14 protein-coding genes are annotated in these 15,246 nt (G+C 60.4%); 3 read left to right on the top strand and 11 right to left on the bottom strand.

Going from position 1 to position 15,246, the window contains the following annotated elements; translation table 11 throughout:
• Window positions 1-9: 9 nt before the first annotated feature.
• The 8 genes from FGL86_RS07515 to FGL86_RS07550 form a co-directional block, all read right to left on the bottom strand.
• Window positions 10-1,167 (bottom strand): c-type cytochrome, encoded by a 1,158-nt coding sequence (locus FGL86_RS07515; protein WP_147183992.1) that lies wholly within the window; start codon window positions 1,165-1,167, stop codon window positions 10-12.
• Entirely contained in the window at window positions 1,160-2,017 is an 858-nt protein-coding gene (locus tag FGL86_RS07520) for a c-type cytochrome (protein WP_147183993.1), read from the bottom strand. Before FGL86_RS07520 ends, FGL86_RS07515 begins: the two co-directional genes overlap by 8 nt.
• The gene (locus FGL86_RS07525) at window positions 2,017-2,703 is read right to left on the bottom strand and encodes a c-type cytochrome (protein WP_147183994.1); all 687 of its coding nucleotides are present in this window, start codon (window positions 2,701-2,703) and stop codon (window positions 2,017-2,019) included. Before FGL86_RS07525 ends, FGL86_RS07520 begins: the two co-directional genes overlap by 1 nt.
• Window positions 2,700-3,317 (bottom strand): cbb3-type cytochrome c oxidase subunit II, encoded by a 618-nt coding sequence (locus tag FGL86_RS07530; RefSeq protein WP_147183995.1) that lies wholly within the window; start codon window positions 3,315-3,317, stop codon window positions 2,700-2,702. Before FGL86_RS07530 ends, FGL86_RS07525 begins: the two co-directional genes overlap by 4 nt.
• Window positions 3,318-3,319: 2 nt before the next feature.
• The gene (locus FGL86_RS07535; protein WP_147183996.1) at window positions 3,320-4,909 is read right to left on the bottom strand and encodes a cbb3-type cytochrome c oxidase subunit I; all 1,590 of its coding nucleotides are present in this window, start codon (window positions 4,907-4,909) and stop codon (window positions 3,320-3,322) included.
• Between the two features lie 204 nt (window positions 4,910-5,113).
• Complete coding sequence (tdh, locus tag FGL86_RS07540) at window positions 5,114-6,139, bottom strand: L-threonine 3-dehydrogenase (protein WP_147183997.1); 1,026 nt, start codon at window positions 6,137-6,139, stop codon at window positions 5,114-5,116.
• A complete protein-coding gene (locus tag FGL86_RS07545; protein WP_147183998.1) occupies window positions 6,136-7,329 on the bottom strand; it encodes a glycine C-acetyltransferase in 1,194 nt (397 codons plus the stop codon). Before FGL86_RS07545 ends, tdh begins: the two co-directional genes overlap by 4 nt.
• Before the next feature lie 6 nt (window positions 7,330-7,335).
• Window positions 7,336-8,841, bottom strand: a complete 1,506-nt coding sequence (locus FGL86_RS07550) for a Na+/H+ antiporter NhaC family protein (RefSeq protein ID WP_147183999.1) — start codon at window positions 8,839-8,841, stop codon at window positions 7,336-7,338.
• 335 nt (window positions 8,842-9,176) lie between these two features.
• Here FGL86_RS07550 and FGL86_RS07555 point away from each other — a divergent pair, with 335 nt between their 5' ends.
• A complete protein-coding gene (locus FGL86_RS07555) occupies window positions 9,177-10,481 on the top strand; it encodes an ATP-grasp domain-containing protein (protein WP_147184000.1) in 1,305 nt (434 codons plus the stop codon).
• Between the two features lie 59 nt (window positions 10,482-10,540).
• The gene (locus FGL86_RS07560) at window positions 10,541-12,568 is read left to right on the top strand and encodes a CocE/NonD family hydrolase (protein WP_147184001.1); all 2,028 of its coding nucleotides are present in this window, start codon (window positions 10,541-10,543) and stop codon (window positions 12,566-12,568) included.
• Between the two features lie 116 nt (window positions 12,569-12,684).
• Here the strand turns inward: FGL86_RS07560 and FGL86_RS17920 are convergent, their stop codons facing one another.
• Together FGL86_RS17920 and FGL86_RS07565 are read right to left on the bottom strand one after the other, a co-directional pair.
• Complete coding sequence (locus FGL86_RS17920) at window positions 12,685-12,861, bottom strand: hypothetical protein (protein WP_186764494.1); 177 nt, start codon at window positions 12,859-12,861, stop codon at window positions 12,685-12,687.
• Window positions 12,862-12,933: 72 nt separating this feature from the next.
• Entirely contained in the window at window positions 12,934-13,461 is a 528-nt protein-coding gene (locus FGL86_RS07565; protein ID WP_147184002.1) for a hypothetical protein, read from the bottom strand.
• Window positions 13,462-13,693: 232 nt separating this feature from the next.
• Between FGL86_RS07565 and FGL86_RS07570 the strand changes: the two genes are divergently transcribed.
• Window positions 13,694-14,479, top strand: coding sequence for a Crp/Fnr family transcriptional regulator (locus FGL86_RS07570; protein WP_246131760.1), 786 nt, complete (start codon window positions 13,694-13,696; stop codon window positions 14,477-14,479).
• A gap of 26 nt (window positions 14,480-14,505) precedes the next feature.
• Here the strand turns inward: FGL86_RS07570 and FGL86_RS07575 are convergent, their stop codons facing one another.
• The gene (locus FGL86_RS07575) at window positions 14,506-15,204 is read right to left on the bottom strand and encodes a haloacid dehalogenase type II (RefSeq protein WP_147184003.1); all 699 of its coding nucleotides are present in this window, start codon (window positions 15,202-15,204) and stop codon (window positions 14,506-14,508) included.
• Window positions 15,205-15,246 lie beyond the last annotated feature (42 nt).

The following is a 15,246-nucleotide window of genomic DNA, read 5'->3' on the forward strand; positions in this document are numbered from 1 at the left end:
TGATACTTTCTAAGGTTGATTCATGGCGGACATGCCGGCGGCCTGTTGGGACTTGACGAAGCGCTCCCAGCGCTCCGGCGTGGCGCCTTCTCCCAGAGTGATGCCGTGGATCGTCTCGCCGTAATAGTCCATGTGCTGGTGATACTTGTCCTTGGCTTCCTCGACGCTCATCTTGCCGTCCGCCTGGCGGGGGTCCGCCGGGCGCGGGAAGCTGTTGATGTAGGCGGCCACGTCCCAGGCTTCCTGATCGCTCAGGCTATAGGGCTTGCCCAGGGGCATGTTGGCCTTGATGAAGCCCGCGGCGGTATTGACCCGGTGCATGCCGGCACCCCAGTTGAAGGAGTTCGGCCCCCAGAGAGCCGGGAAGATATAGCGACCGTTGAGATCCTTCTGGCCCTGGCCATCGAGGCCGTGACAGACCGCGCAGTTTTCCGTGAATACCTTCTCGCCCCGCTGCCAGTCGTAGCCGAGATCGGTCTCGTCCGGGGTCGGAAAGCCACGGCCCGGCATGTCTTCATTGATTGGTGCGCCGTCCCCCAGCCAGTAGAAATAGCTCTGCAGATCCTTGTAGACCTGATGTCCTGGCGGGGGCGGGCCGCCGCTGGAGGAATCAGGGGCATTCATGGAATAGGTAAAGCAACCGTTGATACGGTCCTCCATGGTATTGATCATCTTGTTCTTGCCGCGATAGGCCGGATAGTTGTTGATGGCCGCCCACATCGGCGCGGAATGCTCCTTGCGGCCGCCATCCAGGTGGCAGTTGGCGCAGGCCAGCTCGTTGCCGACGAACTGCCGGGCGTTGGTACCGGAATTGAAGAAAATCTCGCGGCCACGACGCACCGCCTCGCCAAATTCGTCATCCGGGATTTCGTGCTCTTGAGGCGGCTGAAAATAGCCTTCCGGCCCCGTCGGCGGTCTGGGTGCCTCGGCCTTGGGGTCGTTCTGCCAGGCGGCACGCTGCGCCGCCAATTCCTTGCGCGCCTCCAGGGCGATCCGGGCGTTTTCCTCTGCCTGGCTTGGCCGAGTTTCCGGACCGGTGATGAAGGGCAGCAGATTGTAATCCGCCACCAGGGCACCCACGGCAAACAAGACCACCGCGCCTACGCCGGCGTAGGCGAAACGCCGCTTGGCAGAGCGTTTCATCCGTGGCGAGTTGTCGTCATTCATGATTGGCGCTCCCTTGTTGACTGGAGGTAGTCCATCCGACGGCAGGAAGTTGGCCGGGAGCCGGGGTTTCGAGCCGTAGCTGCTGGCCGGGAGGCGCGGGTAGCGAGGCCAGATAGTCCGCCACGGCGCGCATGTCGTTCACGGAAAGCGCCATGGCGACGCTGTGCATCAGCTTGATCGGTGAATTGGCCCGACTGCCGTTCTTCCAGTTGGCGAGCTGGTTGTAGGTATAGCTGGGATGCTGTCCCGCGAGCGCTGGAAAGGCCTGGCCGACGCCCCAGCCGGAAGAACCGTGGCAGCTGTAGCAGGCCGGCACGTCGAGGCTCCAGTCGCCTTGCAGGGCAAGCTCCCGACCACGCTCGAGATCGCCGCTGAGACTCGGCCTGGCGCTGCTGGGAGCGTCCATCTCGGCGTAATACCGGCCAAGCGCCGCCATCTGCTGGTCCGTGAGTCCCTGAACGACATAGCGCATGTTGTGGTTGAGGCGTCGTCCCTTGGCGTAGTCGTGCAACTGCTTGACGAGATAGCCCGCGGGCAGTCCCGCCAGACGCGGCACGTTCTCGGCGCCCTGGCCTTGATCGCCGTGACAGGAAGCGCAGGCCCAGCTGTCGTCGCTGTCCTTGCCGATCAGTGTCTCGACGCTCTTTACATCTGCCTGCAGGGCCTGGCGGGCGTAGTAAAGGGCGGCCAGGGGCGGTTCATCGGAGCTTGCCTGAGTCGCCGGGTTCTCGTCAGCGACGCGCTCGCTTGGGTTCGTGTCCTGCGCCTGGATCGAGGAAGCCAGCCAGCCGCCGGCAAGCAGTAGCGCCGTGACGCCGGCGAGCCGATAGAGAGTCTGAAGAAACCGCATTAACCGTCCTCCTCGTTGGTGGCGGTGCGGGTGCTGGAGCGGGTCGAGGCGGGAATGCCGAAGGTCTCCGCAAGGGCCGCACCGCCCTCCCAGGGGCCGGTACGCTCGGCGAAGCGCTGGCGCTGCTCGGCGACGGTCTGCGCCTCGATAGCAGGAGCCTGATTGCCCCAGCTTTCGCGCACGTAGCTCAAGATCGCTGCGATCTGATCATCTTCCAGATCGCGTCCGAAGGTGGGCATGCGTCCGCGATAGGTGTTGCCAGCCACTTCGATTTCCCCCTGGATACCGAACAGTAGAATGTTGATCGGCACTTCCGCATTCGCCAGCACATAGCGCGACTGTCTCAGCGGTGGAATCGCGTTGGCGATGCCGGCGCCGTTGTTCTGATGACAGGTGGAGCAGTGGGTGACGAACAGCTGTCGGCCATCCTGAGCGGCGGGTTCCATTGTCGACGACAAGGGTTCGTCCGCGCCGGTGGGGCCCTGGGCTACCTCGGGTTTCGAATCCGCCATCTGGCTGGTGGTCACCAGGGTGATAATGCCCCATACCGTCAGGGCCAAGGCAATGGCAATTATCGGCCAGGGAATGGGGTTCTGCGCCTCGTAGGGTTCGAAGTCCTGGCTGGCGGTTCCCGAAATGGAGGCGATCCGGGATTTCTTGGGCGAAGAGTGTTTCGTGTCGCTCATGAACCCTCCTTGGTCACGAAGCCGTTGTCCCTGAGCTCGACTTTCTCCGCCGGGTAGGTGCGATCCAGACTCAACAGATAATCCGCCAGATCCAGCGCTTCCTGCTTGGCGACGATCACCTTGCCTTCCGGGCGAAATCGCGCCGGTACCGGCACCACCACGTCATCCGCCGCCGCCCGGTCCTTGGCTTCGAACAGGAAGGGATAGGCGGGCATGATGCTTTCCGGCACGATCGCCCGGGGCTGATAGAGATGGGTCAACTGCCAGCCCCGGGAGGGCAGGCGCGCACCGACGTTGAGAATATCCGGTCCGGTACGCATGGTGCCGAGCAGGTGGGGCTCGTCGTAAACATAATCTGCCGGGGTGGAGGGGCGGCCCCAGCCGCGCAATACATCCGGCGCCTGTTCCGGAGAGCGAGGCTGCTGGGAATGGCAATAGACGCAGCCCAGACCGACGTATTGACTGCGCCCGCGCTGCTCCGCCTGGGTGTAGGGCTCGAGCTCCCCCGGGGCGTCGATGGTGCGAATCTGCATCGCCGGGCCCGCCACCAGAAACAGAGTGGCAAAGGCCAGCAGTGCCAAGGCGATGACGATAAGAGGTAGGACGCGATTCATGGTCAGGCTCCTGTCTGTGTCGAGGCGACGTTGGATGCGGAACCCGCTCGCGAATCCTCGCGCTTGCCGAGCAGCAGTGCGAAGACGTTATAGGCGAAGACCAGATGGCCCAGGGTCATCAGACTGCCGCCGATGGAGCGCCCGGTCAGATAGGGAATCGTCAGCTGCATGCTTTCGATGAAATCCCGGGTCGGGTCGAGCATCGCCATGCCCTGCAGCCAGCCGCCCAGGGTCAGGGAGACGAAATACACCGTGAAGCCCGCGGCTACCAGCCAGAAGTGCAGGGCGATCATGGCCCGGGACGGCCAGGGACGACCGGTAAGGCGCGGCAGCAGGTAGTAGATGGCGCCGAACAGTACCCAGGCGACGAAGGCATAGGCGCCCAGATGAGCGTGGCCAACGGTGTAATGGGTGAAATGCACGATGGTATTGAAGGCCCGCACCGCCTCCAGGGAACCCTGCAAAGAGGCCAGGGTGTACATGATGGCGCCGAGGGCGATGAAACGCAGCGGCAGGCTTTCGCGCCAGGCCCATAGATTGCCGAGGCTCAGGGTGTGCTGGTTGATGGCCACGGCGAGCACCGACACCACCATCATCACCGACTGCACCACGGAAAGGGACACGACCCAGGTAGGAATCGGGCCGCCGATCAGATGGTGCATGCCCACCTGGCTGTAGAACAACGCAAGGGCCCAGAAACCCAGCAGCGACAGCCGATAGGAGTAGATCGGCTTGCCGATGATCTTGGGAATGAAATAGTAGGCCGCCCCCAGGCCCAGCGGCGTCAGCCACAGCCCCAGCACGTTATGGGCGAACCACCAGTTGGTGGTGGCCTGCTGGGCGCCGGCGTGCACTCCGGGAAGGTTGGCGAGAAGAAACAGCGCCGGAAACCACAAGAGCGCCGCCATGTAGTACCAGCCGGTCACGTAGATATGGTGCACGTTTCGCGCCGCGGCGGTGTACAGGAGCGAGGCGGCCATCAGGGCGCCGGCGATGGCCAGGCCGATATCGATCTGCCAGGGGATTTCCAGCCATTCCAGGCCGTCGGTCCAGCCGAAGGCGATGGCGGTCACCCCCGCAGCGACGCAGATATTCCACAGGATGGCGCCGCCCATGGCCAGCTCGACGCGCTCGAGCGAGGTCTTGAAGATGGTCGGCACCAGCCACATGGCGGCGCCGATGCCGCCCACGGAGAGAAAGCCGTAGATCACCGAATTCAGGTGCATGGTGCGCATGCGCCCGAAGGTCATAGGAGCGCTTCCGGTCAGCCAGTCCGGGAGATGCATCTTCAGGGAGGCGATGACGCCGAAGACCGAGCCGAACACCAGCCACAGCACGGCGGTGACGAACATGGTCAACAGCAGCCGGCGCCAGGCCGGCGTCATGCGCGAGTCTTCTTCCGTGGAGGCAGTGGCGCTGCGCTTGGCGGTAGGGTCATCCAGTCGGCCCTCGTCGCCTTCCTCGAAGATGGTCTTGGCGTCTTCCTGGGTGACGTTGAACTGACGAGTGGAAATCGCCCAGATCAAGGCGGCGACCGCCAGCAGCGAGGCGGCGAAGCTGAATGCCAGGAGCGTGCCGATGGTGAGTGTCATGAGGCCTCCGGTTGAAAGCTGATGCCTGGATGCGACCGGTTGATCTAAAAAATGCCTTCTCGCAAACGCAAGAAGGCAAAAAGGACGATGTCGAGTAGTGCAGCGGTCACGGTGTTGCGGTAGTTGGTTATAACCTTATATAGCTTGCTTATTAACTTAACGCAATGCGCCGCCGTTGCACAACGTCAAGGACTCTTGCAAGGCTCAACTCCACTCCAGCACTACCTTGCCGGATTTGCCGGACCCCATCACCTCGAAACCTTTCTCGAAATCGTCGATAGGGAAGCGGTGGGTGATAAGCGGCGTCAAGTCCAGACCGGACTGAATGAGGCTTGCCATCTTGTACCAGGTTTCGAACATTTCCCGACCGTAGATGCCTTTGACGGTCAGACCCTTGAAGATCACCTTGCTCCAGTCGATGGTCATCTCTCCCGGAGGAATGCCGAGCATGGCGATCTTGCCGCCGTGGTTGATCACGTCGAGCATCTGGTTGATCGCCGCGGGCACCCCGGACATTTCCAGCACCACGTCGAAGCCTTCGCTCATGTGCAGGTCCGCCATGACGTCCTGGAGGTTTTCCCGGGACACGTTGACGGTACGGGTGGCGCCCAGTGTCTTCGCCATGTCCAGGCGGTAGTCGTTGATATCCGTGATCACCACGTGGCGGGCGCCGATATGCCGGGCCACCGCCGCTGCCATGATGCCGATGGGACCGGCGCCGGTGATCAGCACATCCTCGCCCACCAGATCGAAGGCGAGCGCCGTGTGCACCGCGTTGCCGAAGGGATCGAAGATGGCCGCCAGGTCGTCGGAAACTTCATCCGGCAGCTTGAACAGGTTGTAGGCAGGCAGCGTCATGTACTCGGCGAAGGCGCCGGGACGATTGACCCCCACGCCGACGGTGTTGCGGCACAGGTGGCGCCGTCCCGCCCGGCAGTTGCGACAGTGGCCGCAGGTTATGTGGCCCTCCCCGGAAACCCGGTCGCCGATCTCGAAGCCGCGCACTTCCTGGCCCAGCTCGACGATTTCCCCGGAATATTCGTGGCCGGTCACCATGGGCACCGGCACGGTCTTTTGAGACCACTCGTCCCACTGATAGATATGGATATCGGTACCGCAGATCGAGGTGCGATGAATCTTGATCAGCACGTCGTTATGGCCGACTTCCGGCACCGGCACGTCGGTCATCCAGATACCGGGTTCCGACTTGAGCTTGGCAAGGGCTTTCATGAAATCACCTCGAGTTCACGGCCAATACGAGTAAACGCTTCGATGGCGGTATCGATCTGCTCCGGTGTATGAGCGGCGGACATCTGGGTACGAATGCGCGCCTGGCCCTTGGGCACCACCGGGAAGGAAAAGCCGATCACGTAGATGCCTTCCTCCAGCAGTCGATCGGCGAATTTCCCCGCCAGTCGCGCGTCGCCGAGCATCACCGGAATGATCGGATGATCCGCGCCGGCAAGCTGAAAACCTGCCTTCGTCATGCCGTCCCGAAAGTGGGCGACGTTGTCCCAAAGCTGCCTGCGCAGATCACCTCCCTGCTCGACCAGGTCGAGTACCTCGAGGCTCGCGGCGACGATGGGCGGCGCCAGGGCGTTGGAGAACAGATAGGGGCGGGAGCGCTGACGCAGCCATTCGGCGATGGCGCCTCGGGCCGCGGTCACCCCGCCGGAAGCGCCGCCCAGCGCCTTGCCCAGGGTGGTGGTGATGATATCCACCCGATCCATCACGTCGTGATATTCGTGAGTGCCGCGGCCGCCGTCCCCCAGGAAGCCGGTGGCGTGACAGTCGTCGATCATCACCATCGCATCATGACGCTCCGCGAGATCGCAGATGTCCTTGAGGTTGGCGATCACCCCGTCCATGGAGAAGACGCCGTCGGTGGCGATCAGCTTGAAGCGCGCCCCGGCGGCGTCCGCTTCCTTGAGCCGTTCTTCCAGTTCCTCCATGTCGTTGTTGGCGTAGCGGTAGCGCTTGGCCTTGCACAGCCGGATGCCGTCGATGATCGAGGCGTGGTTCAGGGCGTCGGAAATGATCGCGTCCTCCGCGCCGAACAGGGTCTCGAACAGCCCGCCGTTGGCATCGAAGCAGGAGGAGTAGAGGATGGCGTCGTCCATGCCCAGGAACTCGGCGAGACGCTTTTCCAGATGACGATGCTCCTCATGAGTACCGCAGATGAAGCGCACCGAGGCCATGCCGAAGCCCTGCTCGTCCAGGCCACGCTTGGCGGCTTCGATCAGCGCCGCGTCGTTTGCCAGACCCAGGTAGTTGTTGGCACAGAAATTGATGACCTCGCCGCTCTCGACGCGGATCCTTGCCTGCTGAGGCGACATCAATTCCCGCTCGTGCTTGTAGAGGCCTTCCTCATGAAGGCTCTCGATCTGCTGCTTGAGATGCGTCTGAAACGCCTGAGACATGGTGATTTACCTCGAATCGGCGGTTGAATGAGTAAGCTCGGCGGGCTTTTCCTTCAGTTCTTCCCCGTTGGGGCCTTCATATCTGAGCCCCCAGCCGGTGATCGCCGCGAACAGCATGATCAGCACCAGGAACCAGCCCTGGAGGACGAAGGGAAAGACCGCGGTAGGGGCGACGCTCGGCAGCCACTCGTAGGTGTTCTGCATCAGTTGGATGGTCGACCAGCCCAGCAGTACCGGCGCCCCCCAGGGAAAGATATAGCCCAATGCGGAAGTGACCGCGTCGAGCATGTTGGCCCTTCGGTAGCGGTGGATGCGATAGCGCTCGCCGAGTTCCTTGACGAAGGGCGCGGCGGCGATTTCCGCGGCGGTATTGATGGTGATGGCGCTGTTGAGCAGGGCGACGATGCCCCAGATGGAAAGCTCCGCCTTGCGCACGGAATCCTTGATCCAGCCCATCAGCTTCTGGGTGATCATCTCCATGGTGCCTCCCAGTTTCATCAGATAGGCGGCGGCGACGATGAGCAGGATCAGGATCGCCATGGTGACGTAGCCTTGAACCCCCTGCATCAGGGCGCCGGTGATCACCGTGTCGGAATCCGCGTCGAAGGCGATGATCTGGGAGAAGACACCGGTGCCGGCGATCACCAGAATCGGAATCGCCGTCAGGATGCCCCAGGTCAGGGAAGTCAGCAGGTGCTGGCCGGACAGCGCCAGCACCAGTACCAGGGCGAAAGGAGCCAGCATCACCAGCCCCATGGGATCGGTGGATTCCATCATGGCATCCATCGCCGCCGGATCCGCGAAGCTGGTGTCACCACCCCCGCCGAAGATCGCGAACAGGATGGCCGCGGGAATCGCCGCGCTGATGGAATACTTGAAACGGCTGCGCACCACCCCGGGCACGTCCGCTTCCTGGGTGGTAGCGGAGACGATGGTGGTATCCGAGACCGGCGCCAGGTTGTCGCCGAAGATCGCCCCGGAAAGAATCGCCGCGAAGAGCCAGGTCGGGTCGCCGCCCACGGCGACCCCGGCGGGGTACATCAGGGTGCAGAACGCCACGGTGGTGCCATAGCCGGTGCCCACCGCGGTGGAGAATACCGCCGCCAGAATGAAGGTCATGGCGACGAAGACCCCGCCGGTCACGCTGGAAGTGCCGCCGAGCCACACCAGACCTTCCACCAGCCCGCCCACCTGGAGCACCTGAGCAAACATGCCGGCGAAGAACCAGGCGACGATGGCCACTACCCCCACAGGCTGAGTCAAGCCCTCGAAAAGTCCGTTGGCATAATCCGACCAGGCGCTTGAACAGAAGAACAGCCCCAGGATCAGCCCGAACAGCGCCCCCATGACCAGGCCGATTTCCGAAGACAGACCCAGCACGCTGGTAGTGATCGCCCAGATCACGAAGAAGGTCAGCGGCACCGCCGCCCCCCAGGCGCCAAGTCGAAAATCCAAGGAATGATCGCCTTCCCGCCGAGCCGTCCGCTCGGATGCTGCCTTGGTGTTTGCCATATCGTCCGTCCTTTTTGGTTGTCGTTGAGACGGGGTTGTCACAATAGTCCTTCGGAACCGTCTGCAAGAAGGACCTGAGCGAGTCATCTTGATAAGCCATCGCGAATAGTGGTTGCCGATCACGGCTGGACTATCCTGACTGGACTACCCTGATAAAGGTAGTGCTGTTAAAGCGATACACACTTCCTTGCCGTGGCGCGCTTACCTTGTCGCAAGTACCTCGTTACAAATGCCGTCTTTCAAGTGCTTCGTTTCAAGCGTTTTGTTTCAAGTACTTTGTTCAAGGTAGGAGATAAGCGCCGCTTTCGAAAGCTTCGTCGCCTAAGGGTGTTTCCATGGATGACTACAAGAATATCTTCGTGGTAGGTCTCAACGATTTCAATCGCTCGCGCCTGGAGCAGTTGCGTGGCGCGGAACACTACCGCTTCCACGGGGTGATCGCCCCGGAAGCGGTGTACGACACCGAGGTCTTCTCCATTGCCGATATGCTGCAGGAGGCCACGACCCAGCTCGAAGCCTTCGAGGGTCATATCGACGCCATCGTCGGCTACATGGATTTTCCGGTGTCCACCATGCTGCCGATTCTCTGCGAACGCTTCGGCACCCGCACCACCTCCCTGGAGAGCCTGCTCAAATGCGAGCACAAGTACTGGAGCCGCAAGGTGCAGCGGGAGGTGATTCCTGAATTCATTCCCAACTTCACCGCCTTCGATCCTTTCGACGACGACGCCTTGACGGCAATAGGCGAAGCCGGGCTCTACTTTCCCTTCTTCGTCAAACCCATCAAGTCCTCCGGCTCCCGGCTGGGTTTTCGCATCGACACCCCGGAGGATTTCTATCACGCCGTCGAGCGGCTGCGAGCGGATATCGGCCTGATCGCCGATCCTTTCAACACGGTGCTCGAACATGCCCAACTGCCAAAAGACGTGGCCGAGGTGGACGGCGGTTACTGCATGGCGGAGGAGATCATCGGCGGCTGGCAGTGCACCGTGGAGGGCTATGTGTACGAGGGCGAGGTGGTCAGCTACGGCATCGTCGATTCCCTGCGCTATCCGCAGGTATTAAGCTTCTTCCACTACCGCTACCCGTCCGGGCTGCCGGAGAAGATTCAGGACAAGATCATCGAGCTGACCGACACGGTAATGACCCATATCGGCTACGACAACTCCGCTTTCAATATCGAGTATTTCTGGGATGAGGTGCAGGATCGGCTGTGGCTTTTGGAAATCAACACGCGGATTTCCCAGTCCCACTGCGATCTGTTCGAGAAGGTCGATGGGGTCAGCAATCAGCAGATCACCGTGGATCTGGGCTTGGGCAAGCGACCGGACATGCCGTATCGCCAAGGCGATTATGCGATAGGCGCCAAGTTCTTCTATCGGGTATTCTTCGTCGATGCGGTGGTGACCCGGGTGCCTAGCCGAGAGGAGATCGACGCCCTGCAGCAGGAGTTCCCCGGCACCTTGATCGCGCTCCAGGTGGAGGAGGGCCAGCGGCTGTCCACACTGGCGGAACAGGACAGCTACAGCTTTGCCCTGGCCTATATCTGGACCGGCGCCAAGGACGAGACCGAACTGCTGGCCAACTACGAAAGTCTCGCCTCGCGGCTGAATTTCGAGTTCGACGAGATCGTCGGTTGAATGATGCACGAAAGACGGCTGACTGATGTTTCAATAATTCACAAGAGCAGGAGATGCCCATGCGTATCGTCGAGCAATTTCCTCACGAGATCCATGAAGAGGAAACCTGGATTTCCCTGCGCAGCGGTCTGCGCCTGGCGGCGCGCATCTGGCGCCCGGTGGACGCGGAGCAGCATCCGGTGCCGGCGATTCTCGAATATCTGCCCTACCGCAAGCGGGATCTCACCGCGCAGCGGGATGCCCAGAACCACGCCTACTGGGCTGGGCACGGCTACGCCGGGGTGCGGGTAGATATTCGCGGCACCGGCGAGTCTGACGGAGTGCTGACGGACGAGTATCTGCAGGAGGAACTCGACGATGGGGTGGCGGTGCTCGAATGGCTGGAAGCGCAGCCCTGGTGCAACGGCAAGGTGGGCATGGTGGGCATTTCCTGGGGCGGCTTCAACGGCCTGCAGATCGCCGCGCTGCGCCCGCCCCAGCTCAAGGCGGTGATCACGATCTGTTCCACGGATGATCGCTACGCGGACGATATTCATCACATGGGCGGCTGCATGCTGGGGGACAATCTCTCCTGGGCCTCGACCATGTTCGACGGCAATGCCTGCCCGCCGGACCCGGCGCTGGTCCACGAGCGCTGGCGGGACATGTGGCTCGAACGCCTCGAAGGCAGCGGCCTGTGGCTATCCAACTGGTTGCAGCATCAGCGCCGGGACGACTACTGGAAACATGGCTCCGTCTGCGAGGATTTCTCGCTGATCCAGTGCCCGGTCTACGCCATCAGCGGCTGGGCGGACGGCTACTGCAACGCGGTGTTTCGCCTGCTGGAAGGCCTCGACGTGCCGCGCAAGGGGCTGGTCGGCCCCTGGGCTCACAAGTATCCGCATTTCGGCGTGCCCGGGCCTGCCATCGGTTTCCTGCAGGAATCCCTGCGCTGGTGGGATCACTGGCTCAAGGACGAGGATACCGGCATCATGGAGGAGCCCATGCTGCGGGTGTGGATGCAGGACAGCGTGCAGCCCTCGGCGCGTTACGAGAACCGCCCGGGACGCTGGGTGGCGGAGCCGTCCTGGCCGTCGTCGAATATTCAGCCCGTCTCTTTTCGGCTGACCGAGGGCCACGACCTGCTGCCGGGGTCGGAGGGCGAGGACAGCGATGCGACCCTGGACGTGCGCTCGTCCCTTTCCACCGGGCTCTACGCCGGCAAGTGGTGTTCCTACAACGCGCCGCCGGACCTGCCCCACGATCAGCGGGACGAGGACGGCGGCTCGCTGATCTTCCAGACACCGCGGCTGGAAGAACCCATCGAGATCTGCGGCCAGCCTCGGGTGGAACTCGAGATCGAATCGGATCGACCGGTGGCCATGGTGGCGCTGCGCCTCAACGATATCGGCAAGGACGACAAGGCCACACGCATTTCTTATGGCTTGCTGAACCTGACTCACCGCGACAGCGACGAGCATCCCGAGCCCCTGGAGCCGGGCAAGCGCTACCGGGTCACCGTGCTGCTCAAGCATATCGCCCAGCGCTTCCCGGCGGGACACGCCATTCGCCTGTCCCTTTCCACCAGCTACTGGCCCCTGGCCTGGCCCGCCCCCAAGCCGGTGCGTCTGACCCTCTGCCCGGGCCGGAGCCGTCTGATCCTGCCGGTTCGGCCGCCGCGACCGGAAGAGGAGGCGGCCCTGCGGGAATTCGACAAACCGGAGGTCGCGCCGCCGCTGGCCAAGACGCTGCTGCAACCCACCCAGGAAAGCTGGCGGGTGATTCGCGATCTGGCTAACGACCAGACGACGCTTGAAGTGATCAACGATGAAGGCCGCTACCGGCTGGACGATATCGATCTGGAAATCGCCGCCAGGATCGTCGAACGCTACAGCTACGCCTACGGCAACTACGACAGCGTCAGCGGCTGGACGGAATGGAAGCGCAGCTTTCGCCGGGGCGACTGGGAGGTACGCATCGTCACCCGTACCCTGATGACCAGCGACCCGGAAAACTTTCGCGTCCGCGCCACTCTCGACGCCTACGAAGACTCGACCCGAATATTCGCCAAGAGTTGGGATGAATCCTTTTCCAGGGATCTGGTGTGAAAATGGGCCAGTTCCATCGAGATTAAAAAAATAGCGTCGACCTCCCGCGCCGTTTGCCGGTTGACGGCGCTTGTTTATAAATCACTATTCTGGTCGTCACCTGTTCGCTCGTCTATCTAGCCATCATAAGCATCGATGCCAAGCCATTGGGTGCCAATCGATAAAGCCTCGCTGTGGGATTCGCAAAGCTGTTCGCTTATTATCACTTCATATTCAAGCAACAGGATATGCCACCTGTCTCCTTGCTGTCTGATTTGATAATCCCTGATAATTTTATGATCCGCGATCGTCATTTCGCCTCCTTGAAATTCCATTCATGTCACCGGGCGTAGCATGCCTATCGATAAGTTCCAGCATGCTGATATCTATGAAATTCTCTTTAACATGCCTTGATCGCGCCGCCATTGTCCTTGCAAGGAAACTTCCGCCTTGGCGTCTTGCAATATATGAGCTTGATTCTTGGCTTGCCTGATGAAATCCGCTAGCAGCTTATCCAGGCCGGCGGTGGCATTGCCCGCCTTGAGCCATTCGTAAAAGCACTGCGCCCTGTATTCGTGCTGCCAGACTTGTTCCAGAATATCCATGGCCATCGTCGTATTGATAACGAAGAAATGCCGGCGATCATAGGGTTTTTCTGGGATCGTTTTTCGAGTAAAGGGCGCAATCGCCTCTGACAGCTGTAACGAAATGGTGATTTCTTCCAGACGATTTATCCTGGCGTCGCTTTCCTTTTCCAACTCTTTCATCAGCCGGCTTATGCCGATATTGAAAGGTAAAAATGCCAGCGTAATATTTTGATACAAACTCATTCTTTCGATTTCTTTTAGCTGAGATTTTGCTAGTACTTCTTCAGCAAAATAACCCTTGTTTGATAGTTTTTTTCCGCTAATCATGGCGTTATATCCTTATCGTTTTTAATGAATAAGATCATTAAAATTCCATGCCTTGTATTGTGGAAATAATAAGAATAGAAAGAATAAATAAGTTATCTGTGTGCTATCACACATAAGGGGATTTTTTCAGTTGATTCAAGTCAGGTTTTTTTGGCTATTTATTAACCTGAGTAAACATGACGCGGATATTTAGAAGCACACTATTACAACGCCGCGTAAGCGGCGGTAAGGGATGGCCTTAGGCCGTTCATGTCGGGAGTCATATATGACTGAGCGCTTTTCACCGCTCCACAATCAGCTGCTGGCAGCGTTGCCCAGTGAAGTTCAAGAGCGCTTGTTTCCCCATCTCAAATTGATTCGGTTGCCGCTGGGTAAGTTGATTCACCAGCCTGGCAACGTTCCACGCAACGTTTATTTTCCGATAGATGCCATTATCTCGCTGATCTACGTGATGGATAGCGGTGCGTCGGCGGAAATTGCCATAATAGGCAAGGATGGCCTTGCAGGCCTTTCCGTCATCATGGGCGGTGAAATCACCAACAGCCGAACCGTTGTGCAAAGCGCGGGTCATGCCTATCAGTTGGACAATCAACGATTCAGGGATGAATTCGATCGTCATGGCGCGCTATTGGAATTGATGCTGCGCTATATCCAAACCTTGATGGATCAAATGGCACAAACCGCCGTATGTAACCGCTTTCATACGATCGACCAGCAGTTCTGCCGCTGGTTGTTGCATTCCCTCGATCGTCTGCCCGGTGATCAGCTGGTGATGACTCAGGAGCTGATCGCCAATATGTTGGGGGTACGTCGCGAGGGGGTAGCCCTGGCTGCCAGGAAGCTGCATAAACAGGGCGTTATCGAATATAACCGGGGGCGTATCAAGGTACTGAATCGGCCTGCCTTGGAGCGCCTGAGCTGTGAATGCTACGCCGCGATCAAGGAGGAGGCGGAACGACTGCTGCCGTATCCTGCCGATCAGAAAAGCCAGACATCATGGCGATGTGGCAAAGCGTGAAGGTTGTTGGTAGCGATAATCGCTTTTCAGTCTACCGGCCAGCGCTCGATGATCTGCTCGGCGAGATCGGTCAGTGCCGACGCGACGATATCCGGGCTCGGTACTTCCGGCCCAGGCAGGAGGGCGTTATGCGGGCGTGCGACAAAGGCGCCGCGACAGCCGGCGGCCTGGGCGCCGATCGTATCCCATAAATGGCAGGCGACGAGGCATAGATCCGAGGTCTCGACACCCATTTCCTGTGCGACGAGGCGATAGGTTTCCGGCGCCGGCTTGAATTTTTCAACCGCCTCGACACTGAAGGCGCGTTCGAAGAAATCACCAAGCCCGGCGCGCTCGAGCGGCGTGGGCGAGGGCGAACTCGCCGAATTGGTCAGCGTCACCAGTCGAAAGCCCACGTCACGCAGCCGGGTGAGCGCCGGGATAGCGTCCGGATGCGCCGGCATCCTGCCCATGCGCTCCTTCAACTCTTCGATATCGCGATCGGTGACGGTGGCGCCATGAATCGACGCCATCATGCGCAGGGCGCCGATGCCCAGCTCGCCGAAGGGTGCATACAGGCCGGAAAGGGTCATGGTCTGGGAGTAGAGAATCAGCTGCGCGAACCACTCTCGCAGCGCGAGCCGATTACCGAAGATGCGCTCGAACAGCGGCTCGAGGATAGTGATATCGAGAAGCGTCTCGTTGACGTCGAAAACGATGATCGATGGCTGGGTGTCAAGAGTCATTGAAGTCCTGTTTTCTTAGCGATAGAACCATTGTTGTACAGT

The sequence above is a fragment of the Pistricoccus aurantiacus genome (assembly GCF_007954585.1).
Taxonomy (GTDB): Bacteria; Pseudomonadota; Gammaproteobacteria; order Pseudomonadales; family Halomonadaceae; genus Pistricoccus; species Pistricoccus aurantiacus.